Source organism: Anaeromassilibacillus senegalensis, from assembly GCF_001261775.1.
Classification (GTDB): domain Bacteria; phylum Bacillota; class Clostridia; order Oscillospirales; family Acutalibacteraceae; genus Anaeromassilibacillus; species Anaeromassilibacillus senegalensis.
Genome location: NZ_LN868537.1, coordinates 114,404 through 131,246 on the forward strand (window position 1 = coordinate 114,404; position 16,843 = coordinate 131,246).

At 52.1% G+C, this 16,843-nt stretch carries 19 protein-coding genes; 17 read left to right on the top strand and 2 right to left on the bottom strand.

From position 1 onward, the window contains the following. Positions 1 to 88: 88 nt before the first annotated feature. From BN2106_RS06170 to BN2106_RS16080, 3 genes are read left to right on the top strand one after another with little or no spacing between them, the layout of a single operon-like run. The gene (locus BN2106_RS06170; protein WP_050697718.1) at positions 89 to 307 is read left to right on the top strand and encodes a hypothetical protein; all 219 of its coding nucleotides are present in this window, start codon (positions 89 to 91) and stop codon (positions 305 to 307) included. A gap of 32 nt (positions 308 to 339) precedes the next feature. After that, a complete protein-coding gene (locus BN2106_RS16460) occupies positions 340 to 1,089 on the top strand; it encodes a phage scaffolding protein (protein WP_050697719.1) in 750 nt (249 codons plus the stop codon). Positions 1,090 to 1,096: 7 nt separating this feature from the next. Continuing rightward, positions 1,097 to 1,264 carry a hypothetical protein gene (locus tag BN2106_RS16080; protein WP_242846261.1) on the top strand — a complete coding sequence of 56 codons (168 nt, stop codon included), beginning with the start codon at positions 1,097 to 1,099 and terminating at the stop codon, positions 1,262 to 1,264. A gap of 93 nt (positions 1,265 to 1,357) precedes the next feature. Here BN2106_RS16080 and BN2106_RS06180 read toward each other — a convergent pair whose 3' ends face one another. Next, on the bottom strand, positions 1,358 to 2,269 hold the full coding sequence (locus BN2106_RS06180) for a hypothetical protein (protein ID WP_050697720.1): 912 nt from the start codon (positions 2,267 to 2,269) through the stop codon (positions 1,358 to 1,360). Between the two features lie 229 nt (positions 2,270 to 2,498). Between BN2106_RS06180 and BN2106_RS06185 the strand changes: the two genes are divergently transcribed. Genes BN2106_RS06185 through BN2106_RS06215 form a run of 7 tightly spaced genes read left to right on the top strand, consistent with a single transcriptional unit; the run spans position 2,499 to position 5,913 of the window. Continuing rightward, positions 2,499 to 3,206 (top strand): N4-gp56 family major capsid protein, encoded by a 708-nt coding sequence (locus BN2106_RS06185; RefSeq protein ID WP_082236396.1) that lies wholly within the window; start codon positions 2,499 to 2,501, stop codon positions 3,204 to 3,206. A gap of 12 nt (positions 3,207 to 3,218) precedes the next feature. Next, entirely contained in the window at positions 3,219 to 3,662 is a 444-nt protein-coding gene (locus tag BN2106_RS06190; protein WP_050697722.1) for a DnaT-like ssDNA-binding protein, read from the top strand. Continuing rightward, positions 3,659 to 3,976, top strand: a complete 318-nt coding sequence (locus BN2106_RS06195; protein WP_050697723.1) for a hypothetical protein — start codon at positions 3,659 to 3,661, stop codon at positions 3,974 to 3,976. Before BN2106_RS06190 ends, BN2106_RS06195 begins: the two co-directional genes overlap by 4 nt. After that, positions 3,976 to 4,437 carry a hypothetical protein gene (locus tag BN2106_RS06200; RefSeq protein WP_050697724.1) on the top strand — a complete coding sequence of 154 codons (462 nt, stop codon included), beginning with the start codon at positions 3,976 to 3,978 and terminating at the stop codon, positions 4,435 to 4,437. Before BN2106_RS06195 ends, BN2106_RS06200 begins: the two co-directional genes overlap by 1 nt. Next, on the top strand, positions 4,430 to 4,801 hold the full coding sequence (locus BN2106_RS06205; RefSeq protein WP_050697725.1) for a phage tail terminator protein: 372 nt from the start codon (positions 4,430 to 4,432) through the stop codon (positions 4,799 to 4,801). Before BN2106_RS06200 ends, BN2106_RS06205 begins: the two co-directional genes overlap by 8 nt. 13 nt (positions 4,802 to 4,814) lie before the next feature. Beyond that, a complete protein-coding gene (locus BN2106_RS06210; RefSeq protein WP_050697726.1) occupies positions 4,815 to 5,381 on the top strand; it encodes a major tail protein in 567 nt (188 codons plus the stop codon). Positions 5,382 to 5,436: 55 nt separating this feature from the next. Next, positions 5,437 to 5,913 (top strand): hypothetical protein, encoded by a 477-nt coding sequence (locus tag BN2106_RS06215; RefSeq protein WP_050697727.1) that lies wholly within the window; start codon positions 5,437 to 5,439, stop codon positions 5,911 to 5,913. 149 nt (positions 5,914 to 6,062) lie between these two features. Here BN2106_RS06215 and BN2106_RS06220 read toward each other — a convergent pair whose 3' ends face one another. After that, positions 6,063 to 6,377, bottom strand: a complete 315-nt coding sequence (locus BN2106_RS06220; protein ID WP_050697728.1) for a hypothetical protein — start codon at positions 6,375 to 6,377, stop codon at positions 6,063 to 6,065. Between the two features lie 432 nt (positions 6,378 to 6,809). Here BN2106_RS06220 and BN2106_RS06225 point away from each other — a divergent pair, with 432 nt between their 5' ends. The 7 genes from BN2106_RS06225 (at position 6,810) to BN2106_RS06255 (ending at position 16,835) form a co-directional block, all read left to right on the top strand. Beyond that, a complete protein-coding gene (locus tag BN2106_RS06225; RefSeq protein ID WP_050697729.1) occupies positions 6,810 to 7,544 on the top strand; it encodes a Rha family transcriptional regulator in 735 nt (244 codons plus the stop codon). A gap of 708 nt (positions 7,545 to 8,252) precedes the next feature. Further along, entirely contained in the window at positions 8,253 to 8,972 is a 720-nt protein-coding gene (locus tag BN2106_RS06230; RefSeq protein ID WP_050697730.1) for a hypothetical protein, read from the top strand. A 76-nt stretch (positions 8,973 to 9,048) separates the two neighbouring features. After that, the gene (locus BN2106_RS06235) at positions 9,049 to 13,287 is read left to right on the top strand and encodes a hypothetical protein (RefSeq protein ID WP_050697731.1); all 4,239 of its coding nucleotides are present in this window, start codon (positions 9,049 to 9,051) and stop codon (positions 13,285 to 13,287) included. Positions 13,288 to 13,299: 12 nt separating this feature from the next. After that, positions 13,300 to 14,175, top strand: a complete 876-nt coding sequence (locus BN2106_RS06240) for a phage tail family protein (protein ID WP_050697732.1) — start codon at positions 13,300 to 13,302, stop codon at positions 14,173 to 14,175. Positions 14,176 to 14,177: 2 nt separating this feature from the next. Then, entirely contained in the window at positions 14,178 to 15,332 is a 1,155-nt protein-coding gene (locus tag BN2106_RS06245; protein WP_050697733.1) for a siphovirus ReqiPepy6 Gp37-like family protein, read from the top strand. Between the two features lie 10 nt (positions 15,333 to 15,342). Then, positions 15,343 to 16,158 carry a hypothetical protein gene (locus tag BN2106_RS16600; RefSeq protein WP_050697734.1) on the top strand — a complete coding sequence of 272 codons (816 nt, stop codon included), beginning with the start codon at positions 15,343 to 15,345 and terminating at the stop codon, positions 16,156 to 16,158. A 2-nt stretch (positions 16,159 to 16,160) separates the two neighbouring features. Continuing rightward, the gene (locus BN2106_RS06255; RefSeq protein WP_050697735.1) at positions 16,161 to 16,835 is read left to right on the top strand and encodes a hypothetical protein; all 675 of its coding nucleotides are present in this window, start codon (positions 16,161 to 16,163) and stop codon (positions 16,833 to 16,835) included. The last annotated feature ends 8 nt before the right edge of the window (positions 16,836 to 16,843 follow it).

Consider the following 16,843-nt stretch of genomic DNA (forward strand, 5'->3'; position numbering starts at 1 on the left):
GGAACCAAATGAATGACTGCACTTCGGAGGCGTAAGATTTAAGGTTAACAAATATACGGATGTTTTACTCAGATCTGGAGGAAGAGAAATGAAGAATAACCAATTGACCTTCAAAGAGTTTCGGCACCTCCCCAGGTCAGAACAGAATAATCGATATAAGGAACTTTCAGATCATGATAAGTTTCTCGCAAGGATGAATGATTGGACCAACGATGACCCCAATCCTGACGTGCCAGATGTCTGGGAACCCAGCGAAAAAGAAGTTCAGGAGATAATGGAAATATTTAATAGAGAATCCAGTGAATAGCCGCCCAGCTGATAAAGCCAGGCGGTGTTTTTATGCCTTTTTTAAGGAGGTGGTGCTTCATCTCCCGGCGCGGGGTCAAGCGCCAAAACAATACACAGGAGCGTTGCCCAGGCGGCAGCGCTTTTATTTTGCGCGGGCAGAACCCGCAGAAGGAGGACGGCCAGATGCCGAACTATTTGAAACCGAACATCCAATTGTTTGCTGAACCGGGAGATCCGGCGCCGGCAGAACCGGTTAACCAGCCTTCCGCGCCAGCGGGAAAAACCTTTTCCGAGGAATATGTCTCTGCGCTGCGTGGGGAAAGCGCCAATTACCGCACGAAAGCCAAAACGTACGAATCTGTTTTACGCAAAGCGCTGGGGCTGAAGGATGGCGAAGAACTGGGTGATCTTGACGGCCGCCTGACCACCTATCAGCAGGCACAGCAAAAGCAGCTCAACGATGCCCTGACCGCGGCAAACCAGCGGTTGATCAGCGCCGAACTGAAGGCAATGGAAGGATACGATCACAAGCTGTTGTCCAAAGTAATTGATCTGTCCAAGGTAAGCGTGGACGACAAAGGCGAGGTTGCGGGTCTCAAGGAGGCCGTGGAGGCTGCTGCAAAGGAGTTCCCGGCAGTCAAGGTGGCACAGCGGCCCCAATATGTGCCGCAGAATCCTGCCGCAGGCGCGCAGGGAGGACAGGGCGAGGTAACCAAAGAAGCGTTTACAAAAATGGGATACCTGGAGCGGCTCAAGCTCAAACAGGAGCATCCCGAAATCTATGAAAAATTAAAGGAGTAATAGAACTATGGCTGAAAATCTGACAAAACTTGCGCAACTCATTGACCCCGAAGTGATGGCGGACATGATCTCCGCCAAGGTGCCGAAGAAGTTGGTTGTGGCCCCCTTCGCAAAGGTTGACACGACTTTGCAGGGGGTTCCCGGAGACACCGTCACGGTCCCGTCGTACGCGTAAACAATATGCGCCTATGGGCAACGATGCCCATAGAAAACCTCTCTAATTGCTGGAAACTCTCATTGAGACAATCAGCAGCCAAGACTAGCCAAATCAACACATCAAAAAGGATTTTAATTCGTTTTTAGCTCTATCGGATCGCAACCACCAATACGGAATACGAAGTAAGGGAATGTTATGCTGGGTGCAATATTCATTTTTTAGTCTGTCGTGTAAAGAAATCTTAGAACGCTGCAAATGGTCTCCCCAATAATTTGAATTGCCAAAATGCTGTGAACCATCAAATTCTATCGCAAAAAGATGGTTATCCTTTTCAACGACAAAATCAAAAGGGAGCGGCTTTGAATCACGGCATTCAGGGAATATGTGCTGGCATTTGTAGGATAATCCCGCGCTGTCTAAAAAGTTTTTGACAAACAATTCGCCCTTGGATTTGATGCAGTTTGGACAACGAATGCTACGCAATAGATCTTTAGGAATGACCTCCCATGTATAACCACATTTATGGGTTACTTTAATGGGAGTCCTGTTGTTTTTATATTCGCCTATGATGGTGTATTCACCAGGATATTTTTGTTCAATAGCATCAATAAACATTTTTGTGTCCTTCATGCCATGACATATAGGGCAGCCACTACCCCGCAATATATTCCCAGCGTTTGCACTATAGACATGCCCACAAGCTTGGTTCCGTACAGTGATTTTATTCACGCGTCCTGTGTATTCAGACAACACGTCGACCGCAATACCACGCTGTTTGAGTGCATCGATGTATTCTTGCTGAGAACGAGTTTTGGTCTCTGATAGTTTCTTAAATTTGCATAGCCCACACCCTTGGCCGGCAAGTAGCTTGCTTGGGGCTTTCATTTGTTCGTGCCCGCATGAACAATAACGTACAAGAATCTTTTCTCTCAGTTTGGTATAAGGAGTTAGAAGGACCACTTCGCCTGAATAGATGTTTGTGATTTCCTCCTGAAATTGTTCTGGGGTCTTTTTATGGGACATGTAAATCGCCTCCTAATTAATTGTACCATATTGAGATAATGTATGCAAATATAAGAACGGTATTGGCTAGTAAGGTTCAACGACTATTCCGAAAGGAAGTACACGCAAGCGCGTGGAAATGGGAGGCAACTGATTTTCAGTTGGTGATATAGTCTAATCTCATGGGCGACCATGAGCAGTTCATAAGAGAACGGGCGGTGCCTAGCGAACACCGTCGAATAATTATGATATTGGAGATGCCGAGGATGTGGCTGAGGGCGTGGAGGTCACACCGGCCAAGATGTCCACCACTACGAAGACGGCGACCGTGAAGAAGGCCATGAAGGCGGTGTCCCTCACCGATGAGGCCGTCCTTTCCGGCTATGGGAACCCTGTTGGCGAGGCCAACGGGCAGCTCGCCAAGGCCATTGCCTCTAAGGTGGATAACGACTGCATGGATGCACTCCAGACCGCGACGATCGTCTTTGACGGGTCCGCCAAGAAGATTGATTACACAGGGATCGTGGACGCAATTGACCTGCTGGACGAAGAGGTCAACACCGAAAAGGTGTTGTTTGTCCATCCGAAGCAGGTGACCGATTTGCGCAAGGATGCAAACTTCCTTTCCGCGGACAAATATACCGCCGGTGTGGTGATGTCCGGCGAGATTGGAAAAATCTGCAATTGCCGTGTGGTGGCTTCCAAAAAGGTACCCGCGGTTAAGGTCGGCGCTTCCGGATCTCAGGTGGATTGCTATGCCTGTCCCATCGTCAAGCTGGAGCAGGACGCGGAGACCGAAGACGAAGTGCCCGCAATCACCATCTATCTCAAGCGAGATACCAACGTAGAAACTGAGCGGCACACTCTTTCCCGCACCACGGACGTGTCTGCCGACAAGCACTATGTCGCCACCCTTTCCAACGAAGCCAAGGTGGTACTGGCAAAGTTCAAAAAGTAAGGAAGTGAGGATATGCTCACAGTTGGAACAGACACCTACATCACCACCGCTGAAGCCGACGATCTCCTCTACGGAGACCAAGGATATGGGCGATGGACTACCCTTACCGAACCGGAGAAAGAAGGGTACCTGAAAGCTGCGGCGCTGCACATTGAGCTCTTGCGATACGCCGGCCGCAAGCACAGTATCTTCCAGGAGATGTCCTTCCCGCGGGACATGAACCGCGACGTTCCGGCGGCGGTCAAACGGGCGCAGGCGCTGGAAGCTCTGGCCTTGACCGATGCACAGGCACAATCTCGCCGCTCGCTGCAGGAGCAAGGCGTCCAGTCCATCAGTCTGGGCAAAGCCTCCGAAAGCTACAAAGACATGGACAGCGGCCGCAGGTCCCCGGTGTGCAGCATGGATGCCGCCGGGCTCCTGCGGCCCTACCTCTTGGGAAGCGCGGCGATCGTATGAGTATCTGGTCTGCCTTGTATACAAAATCCTGCGGTGTATGGCGCTGTGAGGGCCTTAATGAGTATGGAGATACCGAGTATGCCCCAGTGCTTACGGAGGCCCCAGAGCCCTTCCTGGCACGCGCTGATTACACGCACAAAGAAGTCCTGGACAGGGACGGTAACCGGGTGCTGAGCGAGGCAACCCTGCTGACAGATACAAAGCTGCATCCGTTTGACCAGGTGCAGCTCGACGGCCAGATTTACACGGTCAAGAGCGTAGCGCCGATCGAGGGGTTGTTCGGCGATCTGGACCATTATGAGGTGGTGTTGTAATGGGATACCGAATGAACATACCGTCCGGAGAGTATCTGGCCGGACTGGAGGAAGCGACGCAGGGCTTGCAGGAGTTTGTGGATAACATGGAGAGCGGCGGCGCGCAGGGGCTTGCGGATATTGCTCTGTACATATTGGGCGAGGCGGTACAACGTGCGCCTGTGGACAACGGCGATCTGCGCGGCAGCGGGTATGTGACGCTGGACGGCGCGCCTTACGCAAAAGGCGTGGGGCCGGAGCCGGGCACTGTGATCACCGGGCCAGTTCCGGAGATTGCGACGCTGGCAGAAGTCGGATTTAGCGAAAAGTATGCTGCGGACCAACACGAGCAAACTGGCTACAGCCACCGTGAGGGCAGGTCGAAATACCTTGAATCGGTCATCGTCGACGATCAGGGCGAGCTGCAAAGGATATTGATCGAGCGGCTGTTGCGCGTAATGGGAGGGGACGGCAGTGATTGACGCACTGAAAAGCCATCTGAAATCCCTGGGGTACACCACCGTCTGTGTAGATACGGTCCCCGCGCCCGAGAAGCAGCGGGACGTGATCGCACTGATGGAATGGGAACATACCGTGGGACCCATTAACGACGGGACAGGTGTCCATTACATCCAGATTCAGGTGCGGCGCGGGACCTACGCCGAGGCACATGATCTTTGCAGGGACCTTTTCATACTGCTGGACAGCGGCCCGGAGGAGACCCTGATCGAGCTGACAGAGGACGTCTTCTGTATCGCGCGCCCGCGCCGGGGGCCGGTCAAGCTGGAATCCAGTCCCGGATACACAACATTCTATTTTGAGGTGGCCCTTTGGGGCCAAAATTAAGGAGGAACAAAACTTGGGCAAGAAATATTTAAAAGGATTTGCCAATCTTGGCATTATTCCGGTCACGGTGAACACCGCCGGGTCCTACACGGCGACAGGTGAGAAGAAGGTCCTGCTGGGCGCCCGGTCCTGCGCGCCGACCGATAACCGGAGCGAGTTCACCATTCCGGGCGACGACGGTGTTTATGACAGCGGTGCGGAATGGTCCGATACCACGCTGGTGGTCACGGTCAATGAGATGGACCTTGCTTTGCTGGCTGCGCTGGGCGGCGTCGACATGGCAGACGTTGCAGACGAGCTGGAGGAGAGCACCTTCGACGTGCCTCCGGAGTATGCGCTGACGTTCTCCGCCCTGCGCGCAGACGGTGGTTATCGCCTCTACCGCTACTATGTGGCGAAGTGCTCCGGGTACAAGATCACGCACAATACCCGCAGCGACAACAACGACGCACAGACCTACGAGCTGACCTTTAAATGCAGTCCGCGCAACGCCGACGGTAAAATCCGTGGCACAAAAGACGTGGACAAGGGCGCGGCCCTGACCTGGCTGGACACCATCCCGGCCTTCCCGACAGCGTAATTACGCAACAAAAAAGGGCGGCCTCAAAGCCGCCCTCTTAGGAGGAAAACAATCGATGTTAAAACATCTATTACATACATCGGACAAGAGCCTGCGCATGAGCGCACCGCCGACACGGGAGCTGTACGGCGTCAAAATCCGCAAGCTGCCAGTAGGGAAGTACCTGCAAGTGCTGCGCGCCATTGATGACCTGCCCGCAACGCTGTTCAGTGCAATTGCTCCCGGCGCGGGATCGCCTCTGGAGGGGCTGCTTGCCCTGGAGCGGCTCGACAAGGACGGCGTCGCGGAGCTGACCCTGCGCCTGCTGACGGTGGTCCCAGAGCAGTTCTGCCGCGCGGTTGCCGATCTGCTGGACATCCCGGCTGCCCGCCTGTTGGACCCGGACGCGCCGGACGCACTGGGGCTCATGGAGCTGGCGGAAATCATCGAAGCGGCCTGGCAGGCCAATGACATGACGGATTTTTTCGGAATCGTCCGCCGGCTGGTAAAGCCGACGGACAAGCAAGCGAATACTGGTTCCAGCGCTGGGTAGCCATCGCGCAGAGCATCGGGATTACTCGCACGGAGCTGATGGAGGGATATTATATGGATGAGTTCCTGGCTGTCATGGACGAGTACAATGATATGCACACGCCGGGGGGCAGGGACGAGGAAGTGTTTGCGGATGAATTGGAGGAGTAATTATATGCGTCCAAAAACGAGGAAGAGATAAACCAAAATACCCATAACTGTAAGTACAGTAAAAAACACCACACAACTTTTAATAGTGCTCAACAATTCAAGGACTTTGATCGCAAACATCCTGCGAAATGTTTTATCGTCTAAATCGTCCATTATACGTACATACTTGTTTCCATTTAAATCGACGTCAGGCGGGTAATTAATACCACGCGACATAGCATCTTTGACTTCTTGGATTTCGTCCCCTGTTAAATTGCGTTCGTTCGCAAAGCCAAATTTGCGCAATGCGGCATAGTAAAATTTTAAATTTACCATAATTTTATCCTCCTTTGTTCATTACTTGTTCATATTATAGCCCGGTTTGACAATTTCCGCAAGAGAAAAGAAAAATTTTCCAAACCACTTGCTTTATGTGTCACCATATGGTATTATGGTGACACATAAAGGAGGTGAGTGAGTGTCATCAAGAATAGGCAGACCCACGGATGATCCTAAGCGGCACGAAACCCGTATAAGAATGTCAGACGAAGATTTGACGCTGCTTGAGTATTGCTGCAAAGCCACGGGAATGACTAAATCGGATATAATCCGGCAGGGAATTCGTGAGGTATACGCCAAAGTAAAAAAATAGAACATCCGCTGCTCCCTCGAAAGAAAAGCGAATGTTCTATGCACCAGAGGTTACCCATCTGATAAATCTATTATACCAGATGCGGCGACCTCCTGCAAGAGATTAGGAGGTATACCATGTTAAAACTGTCAGAACCCGCGCCGACGATCGACAGCCGCGAAGTTGCGCAGATGGTTGGAAAACGACACGCAGACCTACTTCGAGACATTGGAACATATGTCAGCTATATGTCAGATACCAACCAACGCAATTTTGCGTCGGTTGATTTTTTCCAAGATTCCGCCTATATTGACGGTAAAGGCGAACAGCGTCGTTGCTATCTCGTAACCAAAAAAGGCTGCGAATTGATTGCCCACAAGCTGACTGGCAAAAAGGGAGTGTTATTCACAGCGGCGTACATTAACAGGTTCCATGAACTTGAGGAGGCGTTGAGAACACCGCCGCCCGCTCAGGTGATGTACTATAAAGGTCACCCCATTCTGCCGGAGGAGGATTTCCTCAGAATGATCCCGCTCGAAAATCAGAAAAAGAGGTGGCTGTACAAACGCCCCTATTTCCGCCCGGGCTGGGATTACAACGGCGCGGGCTGGGATATAAAAGCGCAACTGGAACAGGAATACGGGCGGCACTACGAGGGCAACACGCTGATGTACCTGCATCGCAGTGGGGTACAAATCGCCCTGCGGCTGTATGAGGCAAGCCCGGCGCTCCGCGATGAGGTCATGGCACTGATGGAGCCGACGAAAGCTCCGGCGTTGAATGCGAACCCCAAGCAAACATACCAATTGGACATGCCGTATGGTGAGATCAGCCTGACCGCTGGCAACATGGCGCTGAGTATTCGGATTTAGGGCGAGCCCCAAGCAAACATGAAAATCCCGGAGGATTCGCACCTGAAAAAGAGATATTATATTTCTTCTATGGGTTGCATCTATAGCAAAGTTAGGGTATGATAAAAATGGAAATTTGCTTATTTGCTAATTTTCTGTGAAAGTTGTATCAGACACAAGTATGCTGTTTGGTGACTTTTGCTGGTCAGTGCCCGCAGGGGCCTGTGGGTTGAAATCAAAACGAAAGCGGGAAAAAACAGAGTGGTCCCCGGTCAGTGCCCGCAGGGGCCTGTGGGTTGAAATCATTTTTTCACTTACTTTGGCAGCCTTTGTAGCGTCAGGCTCCGCGAGGGGCCTGTGGATTGAAATTGCCGGTACAGCTCTATCTGATCTTTGATGGCGTGTCAGGCTCCGCGAGGGGCCTGTGGGTTGAAATCACCACGTCCGCAACACGCTGGTTGAGCAAATCCGGTCAGGCTCCGCGAGGGGCCTGTGGGTTGAAATACGGCGGCTTATGTGGACGCCTTTTATCGCATGGGTCAGGCTCCGCGAGGGGCCTGTGGATTGAAATAAGATGCTATAAGGTTGGCGGACGCAAACGGAGGTCAGGCTCCGTGCGAGCCTGTGGATCGACAAGAACCGCACCCTGTATGGGGCGCGGTTTTCTTGCGCCCGATGATTGCAACTTCTCCCTTTTTGTGGTAATGTTTATTGCAAGGGGGAAGAATTATGAAATGTATGGTTTGCGGTAGAGAAATAGAGGATGGTGCATTATGCTGCGATCAGTGCAAGGAGAAAATGGCGGGTTGCGCTGAGCCAGAGCGCGCGGAAGACGGTCAAGCGGCGGCAGAATCGGGCGCGGCCCAAAGCAGAGACATAGCGGTAACCAAGAAAAAAAGCAAGAAATGGCTGCTGGTTGCGATTCCGCTGTTACTATTGGTGTTCATCATAGGAGGAATTTGGGTTGTAAAAAATATAGACGATCCAAATGCTAAGTTTGTTACGGGAAGCGACGGGCGTAGTATTTTTAACTTGCCTTCCGACGAGTTTATGAAAAAAATACTGTTATCCGAAATAAAGGACAACATATTGTCTGTTGATGAAGTCGATCGATATGCCCTGATAAAAACAAGCGCAGGGACTGAAATATCAATATTTGCTGACGAGCGAAAGTCAAAAGTTTCCGCTGTACTGTTAACTATAAGAGAAAGTGCGACAAAGTATCAGATGATAGATCTTGGTACCACCTCTGGTGTTACAGCCGCAATACTTGATGAAGATTTTAATAACAATGATAAAGATGGAGAAAACTTGATTAAATCAGTATTTAGCGTTGCAATAGGAGGTAAATCAAAGGCACTGTTTGAAGCAAACGGCATCTCTTATTTTACAATGAGTGATGACGGGAAAATTAATATCATGATTTCTCCGACCGATCAAATCGATTGATGATTTTAATAGCTATAGAAACCGCACTCCTTCGGGGGCGCGGTTTTTTGATGCTCATTTTTAAGGGGGAACAAAAATGCCGGATGTGAATTTAGGAACCGTATACACTAAATTTGACATTGACTTAACTAATTTGTACGACAAAGTAGAAGAAACAGAAAACGCGTGGAAAAAGATGGGGGAATCCGCCCAGAAGGGTAGCAAAGCGTCTGAGATAAGTGACGCTGCTGTCCAGAAGGCGGCGGCTCTGAAGCAACAGATTGTCGAATTAAACCAAATCTATATTAGCCACCTTGATACCGTCACGCGCTTACACGATCTGGAGAAGAAGCCGATCCAAAGTGACGATCAGGCACAATCGGCAAAAACGGTAGCAAGCTATGTGGTGGAGGTACAGCAAAAGCTGGACGCGGTTAAATCTCAACTGGCCGATGTGGTGCAAGAGGCGAAAAATCTGGAGCCGTACAGGGTCGATTTAGTACCTGAAAAAAATTTGTCTCGCATTGTTCGGTATCAGGAAGAGATGGAATCTCTGCACTCTGAGATGGAAAAGCAGCGGCAGGCTATCGCCGATTTGCAAAAAATTACCGAAGAATCACCGCCAGTCTACAGCAGCACCACGCAGGAACAAATACAGAAAAGCATGGAAGCGGTTGAGGCGCTTGACGCCGAAAAGGCTAAGCTGAAAGAGTTAGAGAAACAGTTTAATTCCATTCAGTCAGCGCAGCAGGGATTTATTGATAAGCAGAAAGATATAGCAAGTGGGGCGGAAATGAAAGAGGCCGCCGAGGAGGCCAAAGAAGGAGCTGATCTTCTGGTTACTGGTTTGCGGGTGGTGAATGAAATTGCCCCTGATCTGGGTGGAAATTTGGATGCTGTCATCACGCAGATCAATGCCATCAGGCGCGCCATGGCAGACGGGGCCCCGTCTGCTACTTCCTACGCCACGGCCATAACTGCCGGTATAGGCATCGCAATCACGGTGATCATGGCGCTCGTGGAGTGGTACCAAGACATGCGCGAGGAGCAGCGGCGGGCGTTTGAGGAAGGCATAGAAAAGGCAAGAGAATACGCGCAAAGTATAGCAGAACTGGAGGCCAATATACGTATTTTACAGGATAATGCCTCCTCCGTTGATGAATTGCGTGCGGCCAACGATGCGTTGGCGAGTACGTTTCCCGACCTCGTCATTGGGTATGATAATGAGGGTAAAGCAATAATAGACAACAACCAGCGTTTGGAGGAACGTCTCGCGCTGATGCGGGAAGAAGAACGCCTCAATCGCGAAAAGTTGCTGAAAAGTGCTGACTATTCAGCCAACATCAAAGCTCAAGCCGATAAGTACGCCAATTTGACGAGACAAATCAAAGAATATGAAGAATATTTAGCGCAAGGCCAGACTACAGTCACCAGAAAATCTTATGCAGGTGGTAGCTATTCGGAAACAACCAGAGACGTCAACAACCTTCTTGCGGACGCGAAAAAGGGGTTGCAGGAGGTTGAAGATTGGATGGTAGAGTTTGGCACAAACGAAATTGGTCAGTGGGCTGAAGCAGCAATTTACAACGCAGTGCGAGTAGCAGATGCAAACGGGGAAATGACAGCTTCATTATATGCTGCATCCGATGCTCAGCAGGCGTATGCAACACATTTGATCCGTTCAAAAGAGACTACAGATAAAATGATAACCCAAGGCAAAACCTATTTAGAAATTGCGGAAGAAATCAGTGAAAAAATGAACAATTCGGCGAACGTGGAGGCGTTTTTTGCAGAGGCCCAGCAATTAGCCGACCTGAATTACATCCTCACTGAGCAGTACGGCCAGCAGGAGGCAGGCGTGGGGGACCTCTCAAATGCCTATCAAAAACTGACTTCCGGCGCAGCGCTGTCCCGGGATGAACTGCAAAAACTGGCCCAGACCTTCCCAACAATCTATGAGTATCTCGATCAAACGCACGATAGGACGCTCAAAAACGGCAAGATACTGACCGACGTGATGGGCCAGATCGACTACGGCAATCAGATCGACAGCCTCAACGATATTGCCACGGCCTACGGTAAGCTCTCAGACGGTCAGCAGTTGAGCGTGGAGCAGCTTTATGCTCTCGCCGCGGCGTATCCTGAGGTTGCCGCGTATCTGCAGGAGACAGGGGACTATACTCTTCGAAATGGTGAGGTCCTCAAGGACCTTTTTGAAATCCGGAAACAAGTCCACATTCAACAACTGGAGGCAGACCGTGACGAATTAACTTCGACTAGGGAAAAAGTTCTTGATACGATTGATCTAATTCAGCAACAGATAGCGGCATATGGCGAACTTGCGAGGGTTCGGGGGGGCTCTTTGAAGGCGGACAGCGGTAACGCCCTGGACGAAGGCCGCAACGAACAGCGATACTCCAAAGCGATAGCCGATCAGCAGGCCGCAACAAAAGAATTGGCAGATCAGTTGGAACGCGCCGAGCAGCTGCAAAAGGACATCGATGCGGCCAATGCCCGAATTGAGACGATCAAAAGCCAAGCGGCCAACATCGACACCTTCACCGGAAGCGGCGGGAAAAAATCATCTGGATCCAAGAGCGAGCGCAATGAGGCCCTGGCCGAGGAGCTCAAACAGCTGGACCACCTTAGTAAGACAGAGCGCATCAACGACGAGCAAAAGCTCGCTCGCTTGGAGGTATTGCAAGCCACCTACCGCAAAAACGCCGACGAGCGCATGGACCTGGAGTACCGCATTTTTTCGTTGCAAAAGCAGATGCAGGACAAAGCAGAGCAGTCCCTTGCCGATCAGCTCAGCGCCGAGTACAGCAGCATCGAGCAGGACAAGCGCATGGATCAGCTGAAACCAGATCAGGAGCTTGAACGGCTGAGGGACATCCAGCGCCAATACATGTCCGATGCCCGGGACCTCAAGCTGACGCAGGAGCAGCAGCTCGATCTCAGCTACCGTATCTATCAGGCCGAGAAATCCGTTGCGGAAGCGCGGAAGCAGGCGTCCCAGGACATGCTGGATGCCGTAACCAAAGAATTTGCCCATCGCAAAGCCATGGGCGAAGACGTCACAGCGGCGGAGCTTGCCCGGCTGGAGGAAATCCAGCGCAAGGTGACGGAAGTGTCGCTCAAAGAGTATGACCTGCTCACAGAAAGTGAGCGCGTATACCGCCTGACCTCCGAGCAGAAGATGGACCTGGACGAGAAGGTATATGCTGCCCGCATCCGCCTCGCAAAGGAAGCAGAGCAAGCCGAAAAATCCCGGTACGACTCCGAGCTGAAGCGGATTCAAAATAAAGTCAGCCTGGGCCAGTATTCCACCGAAGACGAAATCAAGCAGCTCGAAAAACTGAAACGGAAATACCGCAAGAACAAGGAAATCCAGATGGAACTGGAAATCAAGCTCTATAACCTTAAGCGGGAGCTGCACCAGCAGGAAGTCCAGGCGGTGGACAATCTGGCCGAGGCCATCATGGAAGCCCTGCGGAACCGCTATGAGGAGCAGCGCAAAGCGGAGCAGGACCGAATCAATGAGAGTATTGAGAACTGGCAGAAGTGGGAAGATGAAACCGTGGACGCCATTCAAGGCCAGATCGACGCGCTGGACGAGTTGAACAAGCAGCAGGAGAGCGAGGAAAAACGCCGGGAGTACGAGCGCAAGAAGCAGGCCCTTACCCTCCAGATTGCCTACGAGAAGGACGACTACCAGCGCAAGCAGTACCAGCAGGAGCTGGCCCGGTTGGAGGAAGAGGAGCGCAAGCGCCTGGACGAGGAAGCCCGGGAAGCTGAGCGGAAACGCCTGGAAGAGGAAATGAAAAAAGTCCAGGAGGAATCCCAGAAGCAGCAGGATGATCTGCGGGATCAGCTGGACAAGGTCAATGAGGAATACGACAAGATGACCAGCGACTTCCAGCTGCGCGCCGAGGCCGAGAAAGCCATTATGGAGAACACGCAGAAGGAGATCGTGGAACTCATCAAAGCCTTCGCCCCAGAGTACAATCTTGCGGGGCAGACCATTGGCGAAAAGCTCGCGGACGGGTTTAAAAACAAATTCAGGGATGTTTTGAACTATGTTCAGAACGTCACCAAGCAAATCAGCGATTACCAGCAAACCCTGATCGACCAGGCCAACGCCGCTGCGGACAAGTTCTACCAGACACAGCAGAACCAGGCACAATTGCCGCAGCCGCCGGCGTCGCTCGCTTCAGCCCGGGAGGCGCAGCCGGTCCAGGTGACGGTCAATTTCAACCAGCCGGTGGAAAGTCCTGTGGAAACGCGCCGTGCCATCGAATCCGTGATGAATGAGATCGCGCGGCAAATTGGGTAAAGGAGGGATTGAATGCAAAGGATTGTTTACGTGCCGCCGGGTGGAAATATCGAGCTGCCGGACACCTGCGTGGAGTTTTCGTTGACACCGCCGTACATCATCGGCAGCGTGACGGGGACCGGCGGCCCGGAAACGACGGTGATCTCGTCCAACGTGCCAGGGGTGGACGGCATGTTTGTCCACGGTATCCGCGCGGAGAGCCGGGAGGTCACCTGTTACATCCACGTTGACGGCGACGATCGCAGGGACATGTACCGGAAGCGCTTTGAGTTGAACAAGATGCTGACACCCGGGCAGACTCCGGGGATGCTCTACTACACGAACGATTACACGGTCAAGCGTATCGAGGCGTTCCCGAAATCTTCCCCGCGGTACACGGACCGCATCCAGAACTACAACCGGGCGGAGCTCATCTTTTTGTGCCCGTCGCCGTACTGGGAAGATACTGTCACGCAGAGCGGATTCATGGCATATATCAACGGCGGGTTCAAGTTTCCGTTCCGGTTCCGGCCCGCCATCTCATTCGCTGCGCTGCAAAAACAGACCGTCCTGAACAATGCCGGGTCCGTACCCGCGCCGGTGGAGATCGTCATTCAGGGTCCGGCCACCAATCCGACCGTTGTCAACCAAACCACCGGGGAGCGGCTGCAGGTCCGGCGGTCGCTCGCAGAGGGTGAGATATTGGAGATCAACACCAAGCGCGGTGCAAAGAGCGTGAAACTCACAAAGCCGGGGCAGGATCCGGAGGACGCGTTCCAGTATGTGGACCTGCACTCGACGTTCTTGCAGCTGCGTCCAGGTGTCAACGAGCTGCGGTATGAAAGTGAGAACGAGGCGGAGCAGACCCGCGTGACAGTACGGTTCCGCGAGCTGTATGCGGGGGTGTAAGAATGAAGATACCAAGTATTCGCGTCTTGTCGCCCTCGCTGGAGCTGCTGGCGGAATTCGACGCCTACACCTCGCTGCAATATACGCGCGTCTGGCAGGGTGTGGGAGAATTCGAGTTCCACCTTTTTGGAAATCTCGATCGTTCTGTTTTGACGGAAGGAAACCTGATCCTACTGGAAGCCGATGGCCAGCGCGCAGGTATCATCCGGTCAGTACAGCAGGACGACGGCGAAGGCGGCACGACGGTCACGGTAAAAGGCCAAACGTTGAACGGGCTTGCAGCACAGCGCACGACTCTCCCGCTGGAGGGGGAGACAAACGGAGGCTACGACGTGGTTCCCGCTCTGGCCGTCGTAGGACAGACGCCGGATCCGGTTGCCGCAGAAACTATCCTCAAGACCTATGCCGCCCGGCATTTGACAAGTCCTCTGGACGCAAAGCGCAAGATTCCAGGTCTTGTTCTTGCGCCTGATCTGGGCCGCGGCATGAAGACTGTCTGGATGAGCCGTTTTGAACCGCTCAATGAGGTGCTACAGGCCGTGGGGGAATACACGGACATGGGCTGGGAAATCCGCGCTGATCTGGACGCGGGGCAGCTGGTGTTCGATACCCTCCCCGGCGTGGATCGTACCGACCAGCAGTCTACAAACAGCGCGGTGATCTTCTCGCTGGAGTTCGAGAGCGCGGAATCGCTATCCTACCTGCGGGATGTATCCGGCCACCGCAATTTGGCATATGCCGGCGGCGCGGGAGAGGGGGCGAGCCGCACGGTGCTCAAGGTGACGAACGACGCCGTAGAACCGGAAGGCCTGGCCCGCTTTGAAACCTTCATCGACTGCGGCACGCTGGAGATTGTCGGGAGCGATACTGCCATGAGCCTGGAGGAAGAGGGCAAACACAAACTGCTGGATTATCCGTTGACGGAGAGCTTAACTGCGACATTGACGCAGGGAGGCTCTTTTTTATATCGCCAGCATTGGGACCTGGGTGACCTTGTGACTGTACTGGACCGTGCCCTTGGCGTTGCCATGGACATGCGTGTTGCGCAGGTCACGGAGCGGTACGAGGCCGGGAGCTATGGTGTGGATGTTACCTTCGGAGAGGCGCCAAAACATCTGGGGCGCGTGATTCGCAGCCTCAAAAATACGGTAAGATAGGAGGGGTTTTATGCCTGAGAAATCGATGTTCTTTGATTCCACGGAAAACGACGAGCGGCTGTATTCGTCCGCTGACTTTGCGCAATTCATGAAGGTATTTTATTCGACGGGCGTGGTCAACGGCGGAGACAGCCTGAAGGTGCTGAAAAGCGAGGATAAACTTGCGGTCTCGGTACTGCCTGGAAAAGCGGTAGTGGAGGGGCGTCCCTACTGGTTGACGGAAGCGGCCAAGGAGCTTGCAGTCCCTGCGGCCAGCACGTCATTCGCACGCATTGACCGGGTAATCCTTAGGCTGGATCTGAGTGTGGAGGCTCGGAGCATTACGGTCAGGATTCTGCAGGGGCAGGCGACTGCTGCACCACAGCCGCCGGAACTGCTGCGGAACAACAACGTATACGATATTTCCTTGGCGAGGCTGTACATTCCCGCTAATGCCCTCCGGGTGGAGACGGTGACAGACGAACGCTACGACGCGGCGCTGTGCGGTATTTGCCAGGGATTGTACACGCTGGATATGACTGACTTCGAGGATCTGTCCCAGTTTACAGGTCCCTTCACAGAGCATGTGAATGATGCCAACATCCATGTGACAGCGGCAAACAAAACAGCATGGAATAACAAGCTGGACAAAACGGCTACGGCAGTATCTGCGACAAAGCTGGCAACGGCGCGGACAATTAACGGTGTTGCTTTTGATGGAACCAAAAATATTTCCGTGAACGGAGGAAATGCGAATAGTGTCAACGGCTTTACCTTCGCGGTATCAGATACCGCGCCAACCAGCGCCCCTACCGGGCGCATCACGTTTGTATATGAGGGGGTGTAAAGGTGCCGATCTATATACCGGATAGCTCAAAAGTGATTCGCGAAATGAGTCCAATCACTGTTACTACGTCTGACAATGTCACCCGCGAAGTAGCTGAGGCTTGGCATACTGGGGCCGATGGGGTGAACCGATTGGTGTATCAAAATGAAGTGTATCTGATGCAAAACGGAGAATGGAACGCTGACATAGTATCTGGTTATATGTCTACAGAAGGTGGATACCAATCAAGTGTTATAAAAACTGACGAAGGAATTAAAATACATGCGCAACGTGGAAATGCAAGCGGCAGCTACCCAGGATATACATACATCACGCTTAAAAATGGTTCAAACAGCGGAGACATACAAAAAGAGTATCTTTTTAACTTATTAAAAAACAAAAAAAGAATATGCTTTGATGTGTTCATTTATTATTATGATAAGGTAAATTCGGATTCTGCATATGGATGGGTTGGCCTTAATCCGACTCAGTTTGAGGACAAATCTTCCAAGTTTAGAACATATCAAAAGTCAATGGGACTCTATAGTTTTTCAGGAGTTTTACACGTTGATATAAAGGGAATTGTGATTGAAGAATTAAAATCTACAGTAGGCGGAATGCCAATAGGAGTTGGTGTATATTGTGGCATTTCTGGCAAATGGGTTGAAATAACTGTAAAAAATATTTGGCTTGAATAGGAGATAGA

Bases quoted from the DNA above. Each gene is read 5' to 3' on its own strand.
- BN2106_RS16600 (WP_050697734.1), top strand. From the start codon at position 15,343: ATGCCTGAGAAATCGATGTTCTTTGATTCCACGGAAAACGACGAGCGG.
- BN2106_RS06180 (WP_050697720.1), bottom strand. From the start codon at position 2,269: ATGTCCCATAAAAAGACCCCAGAACAATTTCAGGAGGAAATCACAAAC.
- BN2106_RS06200 (WP_050697724.1), top strand. From the start codon at position 3,976: ATGGGATACCGAATGAACATACCGTCCGGAGAGTATCTGGCCGGACTG.
- BN2106_RS16080 (WP_242846261.1), top strand. From the start codon at position 1,097: ATGGCTGAAAATCTGACAAAACTTGCGCAACTCATTGACCCCGAAGTG.
- BN2106_RS06215 (WP_050697727.1), top strand. From the start codon at position 5,437: ATGTTAAAACATCTATTACATACATCGGACAAGAGCCTGCGCATGAGC.
- BN2106_RS06225 (WP_050697729.1), top strand. From the start codon at position 6,810: ATGTTAAAACTGTCAGAACCCGCGCCGACGATCGACAGCCGCGAAGTT.
- BN2106_RS06240 (WP_050697732.1), top strand. From the start codon at position 13,300: ATGCAAAGGATTGTTTACGTGCCGCCGGGTGGAAATATCGAGCTGCCG.
- BN2106_RS06170 (WP_050697718.1), top strand. From the start codon at position 89: ATGAAGAATAACCAATTGACCTTCAAAGAGTTTCGGCACCTCCCCAGG.
- BN2106_RS06235 (WP_050697731.1), top strand. From the start codon at position 9,049: ATGCCGGATGTGAATTTAGGAACCGTATACACTAAATTTGACATTGAC.
- BN2106_RS06245 (WP_050697733.1), top strand. From the start codon at position 14,178: ATGAAGATACCAAGTATTCGCGTCTTGTCGCCCTCGCTGGAGCTGCTG.
- BN2106_RS06195 (WP_050697723.1), top strand. From the start codon at position 3,659: ATGAGTATCTGGTCTGCCTTGTATACAAAATCCTGCGGTGTATGGCGC.
- BN2106_RS16460 (WP_050697719.1), top strand. From the start codon at position 340: ATGCCTTTTTTAAGGAGGTGGTGCTTCATCTCCCGGCGCGGGGTCAAG.
- BN2106_RS06220 (WP_050697728.1), bottom strand. From the start codon at position 6,377: ATGGTAAATTTAAAATTTTACTATGCCGCATTGCGCAAATTTGGCTTT.
- BN2106_RS06230 (WP_050697730.1), top strand. From the start codon at position 8,253: ATGAAATGTATGGTTTGCGGTAGAGAAATAGAGGATGGTGCATTATGC.
- BN2106_RS06190 (WP_050697722.1), top strand. From the start codon at position 3,219: ATGCTCACAGTTGGAACAGACACCTACATCACCACCGCTGAAGCCGAC.